Source organism: Flavobacterium sp. GW821-FHT12A05, from assembly GCF_058807735.1.
Map to the genome: position 1 here is coordinate 144,353 of NZ_JBXAQY010000006.1, position 16,110 is coordinate 160,462.

The following is a 16,110-nucleotide window of genomic DNA, read 5'->3' on the forward strand; positions in this document are numbered from 1 at the left end:
TCATGAAAAGAATACTTATAACCGGAGCGGCAGGATTTTTAGGATCACATTTGTGTGACAGATTTATCAAAGAAGGATATTTTGTTATTGGGATGGATAATCTGATTACGGGAGATCTTAAAAATATTGAACATTTATTCAAATTAGAAAACTTCGAATTTTATCATCATGATATCACCAAGTTTGTACATATTCCTGGCGATCTAGACTATATCTTACACTTTGCTTCGCCGGCAAGTCCTATTGATTATCTAAAAATTCCTATTCAAACCTTAAAAGTTGGGTCTTTAGGAACACACAATTTATTAGGTTTGGCAAGAGTAAAAAAAGCCAGAATTCTGATTGCTTCAACTTCTGAAGTTTATGGAGATCCTTTGGTTCACCCACAAACCGAAGAATATTACGGAAACGTAAATACAATAGGTCCGCGTGGTGTTTATGACGAGGCTAAACGTTTTCAGGAATCGATAACTATGGCGTATCATACTTTTCACGGTGTAGAAACCAGAATCGTACGTATTTTTAATACATACGGCCCAAGAATGCGATTAAACGACGGACGTGTAATTCCTGCATTTATTGGTCAGGCTTTACGTGGCGAAGACTTAACTATTTTTGGTGATGGAATGCAGACGCGTTCTTTCTGTTATGTAGACGATCAGGTGGAAGGTATTTTCAGATTACTGCATTCTGATTATGTATATCCGGTAAACATTGGAAACCCTGACGAAATCACAATTAAAGATTTTGCAGAAGAGATCATTAAACTAACAGGAACCAATCAAAAGGTAGTCTATCATCCATTACCAATAAACGATCCATTACAGCGTCAGCCAGACACTACAAAAGCAAAAGAATTGTTAGGGTGGGAAGCAAAAGTAAGCCGTTCTGAAGGAATGAAGATTACGTATGATTATTTTAGATCATTATCTCCAGAAGAACTTTCTAAAGAAGAGCATAAAGATTTCTCTAGTTATATCAAATAATAGGATCTAAATTTCTGAAGTAATATAAATCTAATGAGTGATTTAGTATCTATTTTAATACCAACATATAATACTGAAAAGTTCATTAGAGCTACTATAGAATCAGTTCAAAATCAAACCTATCAAAACTGGGAAGTGATTTTGGCTGATGATGCTTCAACAGATCAAACAGTTAAAATTATTTCTGATTTTGCTGAAAAAGATAAAAGAATAAAGTTTTTTAAATTAGCTGAAAATTCCGGAAATGGTTTTGCCAGAAACGCTGCCTTAGAAAAAGCGTCGGGAAAATATATTGCTTTTCTTGATGCCGATGATTTGTGGTTTCCAACGAAATTAGAAAAACAGATTCAGTTTTTAAAAACAAACAAACTGCCTTTTACTTTTAGTTTTTATGATTGTATTGACGAAGACGGAAATATTTTAAACAGAAGAGTAGAAGCACCTTTAACGTTAACTTACAATCAATTGTTCTTTTGTAATTATGTTGGCAATTTAACGGCTGTTTATGATGCAGATTATTTTGGAAAAATCGTAATCAAAGCTGCTCAAAAAAGACAAGATTGGCGCTTGTGGCTTACAATTTTAAAACAAATCAAAGAAACCAAACCAGTTCCAGAGCCTTTAGCTTTTTACAGAATTAGAAAAGATTCTATTTCGTCATCAAAATTCAAATTGATTAAGCACAATTTTGGTGTTTATCGAGATTTTCATGGTTATAATCTCTTTTTTTCTGTTTTGTTGATGATGAGGTTTTTGTTTACTCAATTGATAATCAAACCAAAATATATAAAGAAAGCTTGAAATTCAACTTGAAGTCACAAATTGTGACCTCAAGTTTCAAGGTCGCAATTTGCGACCTTAAAGAATTAATTATTTTTTATAACCAATCTTCACTCTTTCAACTTCATTTTCCTTTTTTTCAGTCAATTCATCTAAATAAGAAAAAACCAATCCGATATTTTTATCATGATTCTCTAACTTCTTTTGAATCTGCAGAATATCAACTTTAATTTCTGTTGTATCCAAAAGCATTTGCCTCACTTTTGTGAAAATACGCATGATTTGAATATTAGTTTGAATGGCTTTGTCGCTTTTTAGAACGCTTGAAAGCATCAGAACACCATGTTCAGTAAAAGCAAAAGGTAATTTTCTAATTCCTCCCCAACTTGATGTCGCAATTTGCGACATCAAGTTTTCTAATTCGATTTCTGTGAGTTGAAACATAAAATCTGAAGGAAATCGAGATAAATTTCGTTTTACTTGTTCATTTTAATCTTCTAGTTTCTACTCCATAAAGATTTGCTAAATCAAAATCGAGCAGCACTTTTTGACCACGGATAAAATATATTTTATTAGAAATTGTTTCTTCAGAGAGTAAAGATTTATAGTCCATAAGTTTTTAATAAAAAAACAAATGTAAGATTTTATTTATATTTATAAATAAGATTTAAACTGTTTTAATTTACCTCGATTGGTTCTTTCTAAAACAGTTTTTCGAGTAAAGGTGAAGTTTAAATTCGGTTCTAGGTACAAATCTATTGCTTCTTTTATTTTTTGAATTTGTGCAGAAACCAATTCTTTTTCAGCTACATATTCAACTTCAAAAGTATCTAATTGGGTTTGTTTGATGATAAATTCTTTTACGTTTCCATCGTCTTCAATAATGCTTTTAGTTACATAATAAAAGGTCAAACCAGGAGATTTTTTTCCGCTTGGCAGAATCGCAATATCATTTGTTCTGCCAATTAATTTTTTTAAAATTGGTTTTTGTAGTGTGCTTTTTTCATCGAGAATTCCAATGTCTCCAATTTCATATCTAATAAAAGGATTAGCTTTATTGAATAACGAAGTAATCACAATTTTCCCCTCAGTTCCATGTGGAACAGTATTATTGTTTTCGTCTAAAATCTCAACAAAAAGGGTTTCTGCATTTACTTGCCATTTGCCTTCAGGATTTTCAAAAGCAATCAAATCAAGTTCAGATGCGCCGTATTCGCTAATAATGGGAATGCCAAATTGTTTTTCCAGCAGTTTTTTATCCGTTTCAAAAAGCATTTCCGAAGTAACAAAACAAGCTTTTAAAGTTGGGCAAATTTCAATTAAAATGATATTTTTCTGTTCTAAATATTTAGCAAATAATACAATAGAACTCGTGTAACCATTGATATAATCGAATTTTTTCGTTTTGAATTTCTGCAGAAATTTTTCCAAAATCTCATCCGATAAATCAAAAACAGGAAATCGAAAACGGTGTGTCAAAAAATCTTTGAAACGTTCTTTTTGATATCCAACAAAATTCATCGGAATGCCATAAAAACGCGCTTGATAGGAATGATTAAAATCGATCCCAAACCATCCAAAACGCATTATATTGGATGCCCAGGTTAAGGCGTGTGAATATTTATCTTTGGCAAAAACAAACGGTGTTCCGCTTGATCCGGAAGTTTTGTTGAGGTAAATATTGCTTTTTGAATAACCGTTTGATAGTCTTTCTTCAAGTGGTTTTTGAAGATTTTGTTTGTTCAAAATGGGTAAATCTTCCCAATTTTCTACAGTTGATTTTCCAACGAATTCCTTATAAAAGGAATTGTTTTTTAAATGAAAATCAACAATTTCTTTTTTCTTATTCTGAAGAAAAGAATCATATTCTTCTTCAGAAAAATGAATGATTTTATCCAATTCGGCTTTGGCTTTCTTTATGGGAAAACCATTTAATTGAAGGGAAAGATCAAAAAGACGAATCATTTTCAGGATAATTTTCGTCAAAAATAATATTTACCAATTACTAACAACGAAGATTGAACAAGTTTTTAAGATTTAATTATTTTTTACGTGCAAAAGCAATTATTTTTGCACCACAACTAAATACAACAACACATGACAATTTTATTATTGGGATCAGGCGGAAGAGAGCATGCTTTTGCATGGAAAATGATTCAGAGTCCGCTTTGCGAAAAACTTTTTGTTGCACCAGGAAATGCAGGAACTGCCGGCATCGCCACAAATGTTGCAATGTCTCCAACCGATTTTGATGCGATAAAAGCATTTGTACTTCAGGAAAAAGTAAGTATGGTTGTGGTTGGTCCGGAAGATCCATTGGTAAAAGGGATTTATGACTATTTTAAAAACGACGAAAGTTTAAATCATATTCCGGTAATTGGACCATCAAAATTAGGGGCACAATTAGAAGGAAGTAAAGAATTTGCAAAGGAATTCTTGATGAAACATAATATTCCAACTGCAGCTTATGACAGTTTTACTGCCGAAACAGTAGAAGAAGGATGTAAATTTCTGGAAACATTGCAGCCTCCATTCGTTTTAAAAGCAGACGGTTTAGCAGCAGGGAAAGGGGTTTTGATTATTCAGGATCTTGAAGAAGCTAAAACTGAACTTAGAAACATGTTAGTTCACGAGAAATTTGGAGCAGCAAGTTCAAAAGTGGTTATTGAAGAATTTTTGGATGGAATTGAATTAAGCTGTTTCGTTTTAACAGATGGGAAAAGTTATAAAATTCTTCCAACCGCAAAAGATTATAAAAGAATTGGTGAAGGAGACACAGGATTAAATACAGGCGGAATGGGAGCGGTTTCTCCAGTTCCTTATGTTGATGCTGTTTTGATGGAAAAAATCGAAACTCGTATCGTAAAACCAACAATTGAAGGTTTCCAAAAAGACGGAATCGAATACAAAGGTTTTGTATTTATTGGTTTAATCAATGTAAAAAACGAACCAATCGTTATTGAGTACAACGTAAGAATGGGAGATCCGGAAACAGAAGTTGTGGTTCCGAGATTAGAATCTGATTTGGTTGAGTTGTTTTTGGCAGTTTCAAATCAAAAATTAGATACTTTCGAATTAAAAGTTGATCCAAGAAGCGCTACAACAATTATGGTGGTTTCTGGCGGATATCCTGAAGATTTCGAAAAAGGAAAAGTAATTACCGGTTTAGAAAATATCACGGATTCGATAGTTTTTCATGCAGGAACAAAATTAGATAACGAAAATGTCGTTAGTAATGGAGGACGTGTTTTGACTGTAACATCATACGGAGACGATTTTCAACAGGCCATAAAAAAATCTTACCAAAACATAGATAAACTAAATTTTGATAAGATGTATTTTAGAAAAGATATCGGCTTCGACTTACTTTAAGAAAGAGTGAGCTGTAGTATCTTGGTTTTCAGTTCCGGCGTCATCAAAAATGCGTAATTGTTTAATCCAATAAACGATTGCGCATGCGCAGATGATCATAAAAATCCAGTTGATCGTGTTTGCACCAAACCAAGTAATAAGTTCTAAATGACGTAAAAAGTCAAGAGGAGCAAACAAAATGTTAACGAATAAGTATTGTATTCCTTCAAAAAAAGCTGTCATAATTTTATAAAATTATATGTTATTATTGTTTTTAACGCATTGAAGTAAAATTCAAACTAGAATCTTTTTTCAACTTGTTGGTTTTCCTTTTTAAACAAGTATTATATTTACAATCACAAAAGTATAAAATATCCTTATGATAACAAGTGTTTTTAAAAAATCTACGCCATTAAATTATTCGTTGGTTGTAATTTTGATACTGGTTTTCTTTTTCATGTTTCAAATTCGAGAAACGTCTTGGATAAATTCTTATTTTACAATATTTCAAAAAGTAAGTTTATTGTGCTTTATTTTTGCTTCTTTTTTCATGGTAAATTTTATCGTAAAGAAGAATGGACTCAGTAAAGACAATGGCTACGCCATATTTTTCTATTTATTATTTCTTTTATTTTTTCCCACGATATTTAATAATCCAAATGTGGTTTATGCCAATTTCTTTATTTTATTGGCGTTGCGAAGATTGATTTCGTTACAATCATTAAAAGCATCAAAAGAAAAAATATTCGATGCTTCTTTTTGGATTTTTGTAGCTTCTTTATTTCAATTTTGGAGCGTTCTCTTTTTAATTTTGGTTTTTATATCTATTGTTTTTCACGTTTCAAGAGATTATAGAAACTGGGTTTTGCCTTTTGTAGCACTTTTGGCCGTGGCTATAGTTTTTTATATGATCTCATTAATGTTCCATATTGATGTGGTTGCATTTTTTCAAGAACGTGCTGTAATCGATTTTAGAATAGATTATTTTAAGAATAATTACGAAAACGGCGCACTTTCAATTTACGCCGCTGTTGTTGTATTTTTCCTGTTTTCAATGTTAACTACATTATCAAACAGACCTCAAATTGTACATACTTCATACAAAAAGGTTGTTGCTTGTTTCTTTATTGCAATTCTTGTATTTGTTATTTCTACAGATAAAAGCAATGATTTATTATTGTTCAGCATTGCGCCGCTGGCTATAATGGCAGCAAGTCATGTTGAATATATGCAGCAAAAACTCAATAATGAAATTGTATTTTACGTACTGATTTTGTGTAGTTTATTTACTTTTTTCTCTCAATTATAATTTACTTCCGTAAGCAAGATCACCGGCATCGCCAAGACCAGGAACAATGTAATTTTTCTCGTTTAGTTTTTCATCTAAAGAAGCGACCCATAAATGACAATTTTCTGGAAGATTTTTTTCTAGAAAAGCTATTCCTTCAGGTGCAGCAATAACAACTACAATATGAAATTCTGTTGGAGCCGCGTTTTCGATTAATTTTTTATGAACTGCTACAATAGACTGCCCAGTTGCCAGCATGGGGTCAAGAAGTAAAACGGTTTTATTATTTAAGTTCGAAATCGCCTGATATTCAACTAAAATTTCGAATTCATCATCATTATTTGGATGATGCCTGCAAGCAGAAACGAAGCTGTTCTCGGCATGGTCAAAATAATTTAAAAAACCGTTATGAAGCGGTAATCCGGCTCTTAAAATTGGACATAAAACCAAATCAGTTTCAATTTCGGTTGTTTTTTTAATGCCAAGCGGGGTTTGAATTTCAACAGTTTTATAAGGTAAAATTTTGCTCAGTTCATAAGCCATAATTTCTCCAATGCGTTCAATATTTCGTCTAAACCGCATGCTGTCGTTTTGCACGTTAATATTCCTAATTTGACCCAAAAAGTGATTTAATACGCTATTATTTTCGGATATATAATGGATTTTCATAATAAAATTTTAGAATTATCAATGGGTTAATGTACCATAACGAAAAAACATTCGTTTTATTCGCAGCATAAAAGTATAAAAAGTATCTTTGTAACTCTAAAAAAATAAAGACATGTTTTCAAAATTAGCATATTCGGTTTTCGAACAAAGTATTAAAGATTATCACCAATTTGATAATGTTGATCAGCCTATAAACAATCCATATCCAAAAGATAAATTTGAACATTTATTATATCTAAAAAACTGGATCGATACTGTTCAATGGCATTTTGAAGATATCATTCGTGATCCGCAAATTGATCCGGTTGCTGCTTTGACTTTAAAAAGACGAATCGACGCTTCAAACCAGGAACGTACTGATATGGTTGAATATATCGATAGTTACTTTTTGCAAAAATACAGCGACGTAAAAGCAAAAGACGGAGCAAAAATCAATTCTGAAAGTCCAGCTTGGGCATTTGACAGATTGTCTATTTTGGCTTTAAAAATTTATCACATGCATGAAGAAGCAACTCGTGCAGAGGCGACTCAGGAGCATAGAGATAAATGTCAGGAAAAATTAAATGTACTTTTAGAACAAAGAACAGATTTGTCTACCGCAATTGACGATTTATTGACAGACATTGAAAATGGTGACAAATTCATGAAAGTGTACAAACAAATGAAAATGTACAACGACGATGAATTGAATCCTGTTTTATATCAAAATAAAAAATAATTGGCAGACTTGTCCAGTAAAATTAAGCATATAGCCGTCATGAGACTATCCGCAATGGGAGATGTCGCCATGACGGTTCCTGTTTTACGCGCTTTTGTAAAACAGTATCCAGAGGTAAAATTAACGGTTATTTCGCGTCCTTTTTTTAAGCCATTTTTTGAAGGAATTCCAAATCTGGAGTTTTTTTCTTTTGATGAAAAAGAAAGACACAAAGGATTTTTAGGACTGGTACGTTTGTATAAAGACGTAAAAAAACTAAAAATTGATGCTTTTGCAGATCTTCATAATGTGCTGCGATCTAAAGTTGTGAGTTTACTTTTTGCTTTAAGCGGAAAAAAAAGAGCGACTGTTGACAAAGGCCGAGATGGAAAAAAAGAATTAACAAGAGCCGAAAATAAAGTTTTTAAACAATTGCCAACCATGTTCGAAAGACATGCAAAAGTGTTTGAAACATTAGGATTCTCTTTAAATTTATCGAACCCAATATTTCCTAAAAAAGAAGTTTTAAGCGCTGATTTATTGGACATTATCGGCAATCAAAATCAAAAACTAATTGGGATTGCTCCTTTTGCACAATACGATTCTAAGGTCTATCCTTTAGATTTAATGACAGAAGTTATTGCGAAACTGGCCCAAAATTCATCCTATAAAATTTTGCTTTTTGGCGGAGGAAAAAAAGAAATTGAAATTCTGGATTCACTCTCAAAGCCGTATGAAAATGTCATTAATATGGCTGGAAAAATCAAGTTTCAGCAGGAATTACAATTAATAAGCAATCTGGATGTAATGCTTTCTATGGATTCTGGAAATGCACATATTGCCGCAATGCTGGGGGTAAAAGTCATTACACTTTGGGGCGCCACGCATCCGTATGCTGGATTTTTGCCGTTTAACCAAAGTTTAGAAAACGCTTTAACTTCAGATAGAAATCAATATCCAAAACTGCCAACATCAGTTTACGGAAATAAAATTGTTGAAGGTTATCAAGATGCTATGAGGACAATTTTACCACAGCAGGTTATTGACAAAGTTGTAGAACAGCTTTGATAAAGAATAAAAAAAAACTTCTCAATCAAGAGAAGTTTTTTTTTATTCTTTAAGCAATATTTTTATTTAAAACATATTTTTCGTTAGCGTCCAGGAAAGAATATCCTATTGTTTTTCTTCTTTTTTTATTTACTATAATGGTGACAAAGTTATTTTTGTCTTCGGTTGATAATAGAATATGCTCGAATTTTTCTGATGAATCTCTGTAAATTTTATAAATTAAGTCGTGGTCTTTAATTTTTTTAGATAAAATTTTAGCAGATTTTAGTCTGCTTACATAAGGCCAGATGTTAAAAATATTCGAATCTGTCTTTGTTACTTCTGTCATTTTTTCAGTCATAGTTGAATTGTATTTTTCTCTTTCGAGCAACTTTGGACCTTTTTTGTTTTTCATTTTTAGAATAACTGCCAAAATGCATAATGAAGCAGTTACAACGAACATAATAAAGAGATAAAGATGAAAGTGTTGTACGTGAGTTGTCATGATATTTAATTTTTATATGCGTTGACAAATTTGATTTGGCTCTACCAATCTACATAAAACGATGAGATTGCGATTACCATAATTTCACCTCTAATATAATAAAAATTCAGCAATATTTTAGCAAAATTTTGTTTTTATTGTAATTCAACTATAGCCAGATTTTCTCGTCACGGCATCGGCTGTAAATATAATTTTTTAGGTTTGAAATCGTAGTTTCATAATCAGGTGCTTCATAACCAAATCGTTCATGTTCCATTTGTTCTTTTTCAATGGCATTGCATCCTTTTATAACTTCCTTGAGCATATCAAGCATAGCAAGTTCTTTATTATTGGTTTTCTGAAATTTGAATTCTACAATTTCATCTTGCAGTTCTTCGCAATAATCAATAAGTTTAACAACCTCAGGTTCGTCTAAAAGATATTCTTTTGTCTTAAAAATTTCTCGTACCGATTTCATATTCAATTAATTTTCAATTTTTAAATCCCATCCCGAAGCCTCGGGACCAAGCTAGATCTTTGTCAAAGATTAGAAATAACGCAATTAAACAAAAAAAATTCCAAATCCCAATTGAAAGTTGTGGGATTTGGAATTTATGCATTGTAATTTCTTTTTTAGAATTTTACCAATTAAACATCATCATAATCAACATAAATAGTCTCTGATGTTGGGTGAGCCTGACAAGTTAAAATCAAACCTTCAGCAATTTCACTATCAGTTAAAATAGAATTTTTAGTCATTTCTGCAGTTCCCGCTGTAACGCGTCCTAAACAGCTGCTGCAAATACCGCCTTGGCAAGAATATGGAGCATCAACGCCATGTTTTAAAGCGGCGTCCAGAATCGTTTGTTTTTTAGACATTTCAAAAGTAACTTCTTCATCATCAACTAAAACCGTAATTTTAGTATGCCCTTCCTGAGAACCTTGAATTTCGTGTTCTTCAGAAGAAGTAGTAAAAAGCTCAAATTTAATAGCTGATTCTTTTACGTTTTTCTCTTTCAAAACAGTCGAAACAGTATTGATCATTTCTTCTGGTCCGCACAAATAGAACTTATCAAACTCAAGTTCTTTGTGTTTGTTATTTAAAACAAAATTTACTGTCGATTTCTCAATTCTTCCAAATAATGCATTTTCAACTTTCGCCTGGCTGTATACAGAATGCACGAAAAGACGACCTACATATTGCAATTGCAAATCATGTAATTCCTGATGAAAAATAGTTTCTTCGGGAGTTCTGTTTCCGTAAACCAATACAAATGAACTTTTTGGCTCATTCTTTAAAACAGACTTCAAAATAGAAAGTACAGGAGTAATACCACTTCCGGCAACAAATGCTACATAATTTTTTTGTCTGTCAGCATCTGGTTCAAAAGTAAATTTTCCTTCCGGCTGACCCACTTCAAGAACATCTCCGGTTTTTAATTTTGTGTTGGCAAATTGAGAAAAAAGACCATTTTTTACTGCCTTAACCGCAATGCGTAATTCACCGCTGTCTGGCGCAGAACAAATTGAGTAAGCACGACGGATTTCTTGATTATCAAGAGTTAATTTTAAGTTTATGTATTGTCCGGCTATAAATTTATAGTCTTGTTTAAGTTCTTCAGGAACATTAAAAAGCACCGAAACAGCATCGGCAGTTTCGCGTTTAACCTCTTTAATTATAAGTTTTAAGAATGAAGGCATGATTTAAATTTTTTGCAAAAGTAGCAAACCATAAGTAATTGACACTTACTAAAATATTTTTTTTAACTTTTTTTGTAACGTTTTCCTACATTTGATCTCTTACTACAAAAATCAAAACCAATTAACCATGATTAAAAAGTTTATTTACCTCGAATGGAAAGCCTTCATAAGATCGGCATCATTTGGTAAAAACCTGGCAATGAAAATTGTACTGGGTTTATTAATGATCTATTTTTCACTAATTTTTATCGGGATGGGCGTAGGCGCATTTTACATTCTTAAAAAAATGAATCTCGAACCATTAGTTACCGTTAATAGATTTTTAATCTATTATTTTTTGTTCGATTTAGTAATTCGATTGTTACTGCAGTCAATTCCGGTTTTAAATATTAAACCATTATTGGTTTTACCATTTAAGAAACCTGTTATTGTACACTTTTCACTGGGCAAAACAGTTCTATCATTTTTCAACTGGGTACATGCTTTATTTTTTGTTCCGTTTTCGGTTGTATTAATTTTAGAAGGATACGATGTTGTTGGCATTCTTTTTTGGTATTTAGGAGCAATGGCTCTTATCTACATCAACAATTTTCTGAATATTATTTTAAGCAACATCGACAAATTGTTTGTTGTATTTGTGGTCTTAATTCTGGCCTTGGCAGGTGCACAATATTATAAAGTATTTGATATTACAACATTTACAACTCCGTTTTTTCAGAGTTTTTATGATATAGAAGGTGTATTTTTAATTCCAATTTTGGTATTAATTGGGCTGTATGCTTTCACTTTCAAATATTTCAAAAACAATTTATATCTCGATGCAGGTCTTTCGGTAAAACATGATGTTGCAACAACAGAAAATCTTTCGTGGCTGAATCAATTTGGAACTTTGGGAACTTTCCTTAAAAATGATATCAAATTGATAAAGAGAAACAAAAGATCAAAGACTACTATTGTTATGAGTGTTATCTTTTTGTTTTACGGATTGATCTTTTTTGGAAACTCACAACAACCTGAAGTAATGCAGATTTTTGCCGGCATATTTGTTTCCGGCGGCTTTTTATTTGTCTTTGGACAGTTTGTACCAAGCTGGGACAGTTCGTATTATCAATTAATGATGACACAAAATATTCCGTATAGAGGTTATATAACTTCAAAATGGTGGCTTATTGTTATTGTTACTTTCTTTTCGACAATACTAGCATCATTTTATTTGTTTTACGGGTGGGAAGTTTACTTAACGATCGTGGTTGGAGCCATTTACAACATTGGAGTAAATTCGCATTTGGTTCTTTTAGGAGGCGCTTTTACTAAAACTCCAATCGATTTAAGCAGTGCCGGAGGCGCTTTTGGAGATAAAAAAGCCTTTAATGTAAATTCTATGCTATTATCTCTTCCTAAAATATTTCTGCCGCTTATAATTTATTGGTTGGGACTGCATTTTGGAAACAAAGCAATTGCATTGTCGCTTGTTGCGGGAGCAGGAGTTTTAGGTTTTATTTTTAAAGACAAAGTTTTTTCTTTAATTGAAAAAAGATATAAAATCGAAAAGTACAGCACAATAAGCGCCTATAAACAAAAGAGTTAGAATAATTAGAAATGAGTCAATTTGATAATGAGATAATTTTTATCTGATCAACATTGAATATTAATTAACAGATTTTTTTATCTAAAATCTAAAATCAACAATCTAAAATTACACCATGATACAAGTAAATCAACTTTCAAAAAAATATAACGGAACTACAGTTTTAAACATTAACAATCTTGAAATTCCAAAAGGACAGAGTTTTGGATTAGTAGGTAATAACGGAGCAGGAAAAACAACATTTTTCAGTTTGCTTTTAGATTTAATTCAGCCTTCTACAGGATATATAAAAAGTAATGATATTCAAGTTAATACAAGCGAAAACTGGAAATCGTTTACAGGATCTTTTTTAGATGAAAGTTTCCTCATAGGATATTTAACTCCTGAGGAATATTTTTATTTTATTGGAGATTTGCGCCACCAAAACAAAGCCGATATTGATGCCTTGTTAGCAAAGCACGAAGAATTTTTCAACGGCGAAATTTTAAACAACAAAAAATACCTTCGAGATTTATCCAAAGGAAATCAAAAAAAAGTGGGAATTATTGCCACATTAATTGGCAATCCCGAAGTGGTTATTTTAGACGAGCCATTTGCAAATTTAGATCCAACAACAGTAAGCCGTTTAAAGAAAATTATTAAAGAATTAGCCGAAAATCCTAATGTTACCGTTTTGGTTTCAAGCCATGATTTACAACATACTGTAGAGGTTTGCGACCGAATTGTGGCACTTAATAAAGGGGAGATTGTAAAAGACATTCAAACTTCAAGAGAAACCTTACAAGAACTCGAATCGTTTTTTGCGGTTTAAGATTCAATAATTTCAAAAAAGAAGTGTATTTTTACAAGTCATTATACTAAAAATGCTTTTTAGAAGTTAATGCTTTAAAATCAGTTCTATTGAAAAAGAATACTCTTAAATATAGTTTTTTTCTCATTTTTTTATTCCTTTTGATAGCGTGTTCTACCAAGAACAATACGTTTATAAACAGGAATTCGCATGCATTAAGTACAAAGTATAACATTTTGTATAATGGCGGATTAGGTCTTGAAAAAGGCTTAAAATCAATTCAGGCAAATAACCAGGATGATTTCTGGAGTATTCTGCCAATTGAGAAAATGCAGTTTGATGAAAATTTTTCGGAAGGGGAAAAAACAAAAAATCCTGATTTTGAAAAAGCAGAAACAAAGGCTACAAAAGCAATTCAAAAACACTCCATGAATATTGGAGGAAGAGAAAAAAACTATCAAATAGATGAAGCGTATTTAATGCTTGGAAAAGCCAGATATTACGATCAGCGTTTTATCCCGGCATTAGAAGCTTTCAATTATATTCTTTACAAATACCCAAACAGCAGTAATATTTATACAGCAAAAATCTGGCGCGAAAAAACCAATATGCGTTTAGGAAATGATGCTATTGTGGTAAAAAATATTAATCTTCTACTAAAGAAAACAGATTTAAACAAGCAGACTTTTTCGGACGCAAATGCTTTATTGGCCGAAGCTTTTTTAAATTTAGAAGAAAGAGACAGCGCAGTTGTTAAATTAAGAATTGCCGAAGAATTTTCGCGTGTAAACGAAGACCGCGCCAGATATCGTTTTATTTTAGGACAAATGTATCAGGAAGCCGGAATGAAGGACAGCGCCGCTTATTATTATGACGGAGTTATAGACATGAACCGTAAAGCCGACAGAAAATACATGATGCACGCTTATGCCAAAAAAGCGCAGATGTATGATTATGAAAACGGCAACGACACCATTTTCTTAAAAACATATAATAAGCTAGTCGCAGATAGAGAGAACCGTCCTTATTATGATGTACTTTTTTATGAAATGGGAGCTTTCTATGATAAAAGGAAAGACAAAGAAAATGCACTAAAATTCTACAATAAATCTTTAGGAAGAAAATCTAAAGATCCTTATTTATCAGCATCAGCATATCGAAACATCGGAAACATGTATTTTAAAAATACAGATTATACAATGGCTGCCAAATATTACGACAGTACATTGACAAAACTAAATCCGAAGACAAGAGAATATGCTTTCATCGAAAAAAACAGAAAAAATCTTGATAACGTAATTAAATACGAGGCAATTGCCAAACGAAATGACAGTATCATTAAAGTTTACGGACTGCCGGATTCTGAAAGAAAAATTTACTTTGAAAGTTATATCGCAGAACTTAAAAAGAAAGACGAGGCAAAACGTATTCTGGAAGAAAAAGAAAAAGAAAAGTTAGCCAATATAGAACGTAACAACAGCGCTTCGAGCGGGCCAACAGCAATTAATCCAAATTCATTAGGAAAACCTGCTGATGTTCCTTCAGATGGAATTAAACCCCCTTCAGGAAATGATCCTGTAAGTACATTTTATTTTTATAATCCAACAACGGTTGCCTACGGAAAACTGCAGTTCAAGAAAATGTGGGGTAATCGAAATCTTGGCGGTAACTGGAGATTATCTGCAATAAAAGCGGCTAATGACGCTGCAATGCGTAATGATAGTATACAGGAAGAAGAGGCTGCAAATAAATTAAAAGATACCGTTGTTGTAGAAAAATATACAACGGAGTTTTACGAAAAACAGCTTCCAAAAACTAAAGCAGCTATTGATAGTATAGGCACAGAACGAAATTTTGCCTACTATCAGTTAGGACTTATTTATAAAGAAAAATTTAAAGAATACACTTTGGCCAGCGATAAGCTTGAGCAATTATTAAAAAATAAGCCGGAAGAAAAACTGATTTTGCCATCGATGTATAATTTGTATAAAATTTATCAAATTACAAATCCTGCAAAGGCCGAAAGAATAAAATCAGATATAACAGCAAATTATCCAAATTCGAGATACGCTCAAATTCTAAACAATACCAATACAGACGATATGCCGTCGCCGGAAAAAGAATATCAAAAATGGTATAAGCTTTTTCAGGATGAACAATTTGATACTGTCTTAGATAATATTGATAATCTAATCAATCAATATTCTGGAGATGAGATAGTTTCTAAATTTGAATTGCTAAAAGCAAACACTTTAGGAAAAGTAAATGGACTAGACGCTTATAAAAAAGGTTTAGAAACAGTAGCTGATAACTATCCAAATAGTGAGGAAGGCAAAAATGCCAGAGAACTTCTTGAAAAACAAGTGCCTGTTTTAGAAAGATTAAACTTTACAACAGATGACAATAAAAGCTGGAAAATTTTATATTTAGTTCCGAATAACGATTCTAAAACGCGTAAACAAATTGAAGAAGCGATTAGAGTATTCTTGTTAGTCGAAAATTACGAAAGATTAACAACTTCCTTTGATAAATACAACAGAACACAAAGTTTTGTGGCTATTCATGGTTTGAAATCTGAGGCTTATGCCAAAGATGTTGCGGGAGTTTTAAGAGATGACAAAAAATATAAAATTGCACATCCAGCCATAATCATATCTACCAATAATTATAAAGTGGTTCAAATTAAAAAGAACCTAGACGCCTACCTTGCCCCAAAAACCCCATAATAT

17 protein-coding genes are annotated in these 16,110 nt (G+C 32.1%); 9 read left to right on the plus strand and 8 right to left on the minus strand.

Going from position 1 to position 16,110, the window contains the following annotated elements:
- Window positions 1–2: 2 nt before the first annotated feature.
- Together AC1RRQ_RS14970 and AC1RRQ_RS14975 are read left to right on the plus strand one after the other, a co-directional pair.
- Window positions 3–986 carry a UDP-glucuronic acid decarboxylase family protein gene (locus AC1RRQ_RS14970; RefSeq protein WP_095952830.1) on the plus strand — a complete coding sequence of 328 codons (984 nt, stop codon included), beginning with the start codon at window positions 3–5 and terminating at the stop codon, window positions 984–986.
- A gap of 33 nt (window positions 987–1,019) precedes the next feature.
- On the plus strand, window positions 1,020–1,787 hold the full coding sequence (locus AC1RRQ_RS14975) for a glycosyltransferase family 2 protein (protein WP_493023836.1): 768 nt from the start codon (window positions 1,020–1,022) through the stop codon (window positions 1,785–1,787).
- Window positions 1,788–1,856: 69 nt separating this feature from the next.
- On the opposite strand, the gene AC1RRQ_RS14980 is transcribed toward AC1RRQ_RS14975, so the two are convergent.
- Genes AC1RRQ_RS14980 through AC1RRQ_RS14990 form a run of 3 tightly spaced genes read right to left on the minus strand, consistent with a single transcriptional unit; the run spans window position 1,857 to window position 3,731 of the window.
- A complete protein-coding gene (locus AC1RRQ_RS14980; protein WP_493023837.1) occupies window positions 1,857–2,210 on the minus strand; it encodes an ORF6N domain-containing protein in 354 nt (117 codons plus the stop codon).
- A gap of 40 nt (window positions 2,211–2,250) precedes the next feature.
- Window positions 2,251–2,379 (minus strand): ORF6N domain-containing protein, encoded by a 129-nt coding sequence (locus AC1RRQ_RS14985; protein ID WP_493023838.1) that lies wholly within the window; start codon window positions 2,377–2,379, stop codon window positions 2,251–2,253.
- Between the two features lie 41 nt (window positions 2,380–2,420).
- On the minus strand, window positions 2,421–3,731 hold the full coding sequence (locus tag AC1RRQ_RS14990; protein ID WP_493023839.1) for a phenylacetate--CoA ligase family protein: 1,311 nt from the start codon (window positions 3,729–3,731) through the stop codon (window positions 2,421–2,423).
- A 132-nt stretch (window positions 3,732–3,863) separates the two neighbouring features.
- On the opposite strand from AC1RRQ_RS14990, the gene purD reads away from it, so the two are divergent.
- Complete coding sequence (purD, locus tag AC1RRQ_RS14995; protein ID WP_493023840.1) at window positions 3,864–5,138, plus strand: phosphoribosylamine--glycine ligase; 1,275 nt, start codon at window positions 3,864–3,866, stop codon at window positions 5,136–5,138.
- Here the strand turns inward: purD and AC1RRQ_RS15000 are convergent.
- Window positions 5,130–5,360 carry a DUF6341 family protein gene (locus AC1RRQ_RS15000; RefSeq protein WP_041519835.1) on the minus strand — a complete coding sequence of 77 codons (231 nt, stop codon included), beginning with the start codon at window positions 5,358–5,360 and terminating at the stop codon, window positions 5,130–5,132. The two genes, purD and AC1RRQ_RS15000, sit on opposite strands and share 9 nt — an antisense overlap.
- Before the next feature lie 136 nt (window positions 5,361–5,496).
- Here AC1RRQ_RS15000 and AC1RRQ_RS15005 point away from each other — a divergent pair, with 136 nt between their 5' ends.
- A complete protein-coding gene (locus tag AC1RRQ_RS15005; RefSeq protein WP_493023841.1) occupies window positions 5,497–6,426 on the plus strand; it encodes a DUF6427 family protein in 930 nt (309 codons plus the stop codon).
- Here the strand turns inward: AC1RRQ_RS15005 and upp are convergent.
- Window positions 6,421–7,074, minus strand: a complete 654-nt coding sequence (upp, locus tag AC1RRQ_RS15010) for a uracil phosphoribosyltransferase (RefSeq protein WP_493023842.1) — start codon at window positions 7,072–7,074, stop codon at window positions 6,421–6,423. The genes AC1RRQ_RS15005 and upp overlap by 6 nt on opposite strands.
- A 112-nt stretch (window positions 7,075–7,186) precedes the next feature.
- On the opposite strand from upp, the gene AC1RRQ_RS15015 reads away from it, so the two are divergent.
- Complete coding sequence (locus tag AC1RRQ_RS15015; RefSeq protein WP_493023843.1) at window positions 7,187–7,792, plus strand: DUF4254 domain-containing protein; 606 nt, start codon at window positions 7,187–7,189, stop codon at window positions 7,790–7,792.
- Window positions 7,793–7,831: 39 nt separating this feature from the next.
- A complete protein-coding gene (locus AC1RRQ_RS15020; protein ID WP_493023844.1) occupies window positions 7,832–8,839 on the plus strand; it encodes a glycosyltransferase family 9 protein in 1,008 nt (335 codons plus the stop codon).
- A 49-nt stretch (window positions 8,840–8,888) separates the two neighbouring features.
- On the opposite strand, the gene AC1RRQ_RS15025 is transcribed toward AC1RRQ_RS15020, so the two are convergent.
- The 3 genes from AC1RRQ_RS15025 to AC1RRQ_RS15035 all read right to left on the minus strand — a co-directional run bounded on the left by AC1RRQ_RS15025 (window position 8,889) and on the right by AC1RRQ_RS15035 (window position 11,003).
- Window positions 8,889–9,323 (minus strand): hypothetical protein, encoded by a 435-nt coding sequence (locus tag AC1RRQ_RS15025; protein WP_493023845.1) that lies wholly within the window; start codon window positions 9,321–9,323, stop codon window positions 8,889–8,891.
- 148 nt (window positions 9,324–9,471) lie between these two features.
- Window positions 9,472–9,780 (minus strand): hypothetical protein, encoded by a 309-nt coding sequence (locus AC1RRQ_RS15030; protein ID WP_493023846.1) that lies wholly within the window; start codon window positions 9,778–9,780, stop codon window positions 9,472–9,474.
- Window positions 9,781–9,950: 170 nt separating this feature from the next.
- Entirely contained in the window at window positions 9,951–11,003 is a 1,053-nt protein-coding gene (locus AC1RRQ_RS15035) for a 2Fe-2S iron-sulfur cluster-binding protein (RefSeq protein WP_493023847.1), read from the minus strand.
- A gap of 127 nt (window positions 11,004–11,130) precedes the next feature.
- Between AC1RRQ_RS15035 and AC1RRQ_RS15040 the strand changes: the two genes are divergently transcribed.
- The 3 genes from AC1RRQ_RS15040 (at window position 11,131) to porW (ending at window position 16,107) form a co-directional block, all read left to right on the plus strand.
- The gene (locus AC1RRQ_RS15040) at window positions 11,131–12,591 is read left to right on the plus strand and encodes a DUF5687 family protein (RefSeq protein WP_493023848.1); all 1,461 of its coding nucleotides are present in this window, start codon (window positions 11,131–11,133) and stop codon (window positions 12,589–12,591) included.
- A 115-nt stretch (window positions 12,592–12,706) separates the two neighbouring features.
- The gene (locus tag AC1RRQ_RS15045; protein ID WP_493023849.1) at window positions 12,707–13,402 is read left to right on the plus strand and encodes an ABC transporter ATP-binding protein; all 696 of its coding nucleotides are present in this window, start codon (window positions 12,707–12,709) and stop codon (window positions 13,400–13,402) included.
- 89 nt (window positions 13,403–13,491) lie between these two features.
- Window positions 13,492–16,107, plus strand: coding sequence for a type IX secretion system periplasmic lipoprotein PorW/SprE (porW, locus tag AC1RRQ_RS15050; RefSeq protein ID WP_493023850.1), 2,616 nt, complete (start codon window positions 13,492–13,494; stop codon window positions 16,105–16,107).
- Window positions 16,108–16,110: the final 3 nt, after the last annotated feature.

Coding starts and splice junctions, on each gene's coding strand:
- AC1RRQ_RS14970 (WP_095952830.1), top strand. CDS start 3: ATGAAAAGAATACTTATAACCGGAGCGGCAGGATTTTTAGGATCACAT.
- AC1RRQ_RS14975 (WP_493023836.1), top strand. CDS start 1,020: ATGAGTGATTTAGTATCTATTTTAATACCAACATATAATACTGAAAAG.
- AC1RRQ_RS14980 (WP_493023837.1), bottom strand. CDS start 2,210: ATGTTTCAACTCACAGAAATCGAATTAGAAAACTTGATGTCGCAAATT.
- AC1RRQ_RS14985 (WP_493023838.1), bottom strand. CDS start 2,379: ATGGACTATAAATCTTTACTCTCTGAAGAAACAATTTCTAATAAAATA.
- AC1RRQ_RS14990 (WP_493023839.1), bottom strand. CDS start 3,731: ATGATTCGTCTTTTTGATCTTTCCCTTCAATTAAATGGTTTTCCCATA.
- purD (WP_493023840.1), top strand. CDS start 3,864: ATGACAATTTTATTATTGGGATCAGGCGGAAGAGAGCATGCTTTTGCA.
- AC1RRQ_RS15000 (WP_041519835.1), bottom strand. CDS start 5,360: ATGACAGCTTTTTTTGAAGGAATACAATACTTATTCGTTAACATTTTG.
- AC1RRQ_RS15005 (WP_493023841.1), top strand. CDS start 5,497: ATGATAACAAGTGTTTTTAAAAAATCTACGCCATTAAATTATTCGTTG.
- upp (WP_493023842.1), bottom strand. CDS start 7,074: ATGAAAATCCATTATATATCCGAAAATAATAGCGTATTAAATCACTTT.
- AC1RRQ_RS15015 (WP_493023843.1), top strand. CDS start 7,187: ATGTTTTCAAAATTAGCATATTCGGTTTTCGAACAAAGTATTAAAGAT.
- AC1RRQ_RS15020 (WP_493023844.1), top strand. CDS start 7,832: ATGAGACTATCCGCAATGGGAGATGTCGCCATGACGGTTCCTGTTTTA.
- AC1RRQ_RS15025 (WP_493023845.1), bottom strand. CDS start 9,323: ATGACAACTCACGTACAACACTTTCATCTTTATCTCTTTATTATGTTC.
- AC1RRQ_RS15030 (WP_493023846.1), bottom strand. CDS start 9,780: ATGAAATCGGTACGAGAAATTTTTAAGACAAAAGAATATCTTTTAGAC.
- AC1RRQ_RS15035 (WP_493023847.1), bottom strand. CDS start 11,003: ATGCCTTCATTCTTAAAACTTATAATTAAAGAGGTTAAACGCGAAACT.
- AC1RRQ_RS15040 (WP_493023848.1), top strand. CDS start 11,131: ATGATTAAAAAGTTTATTTACCTCGAATGGAAAGCCTTCATAAGATCG.
- AC1RRQ_RS15045 (WP_493023849.1), top strand. CDS start 12,707: ATGATACAAGTAAATCAACTTTCAAAAAAATATAACGGAACTACAGTT.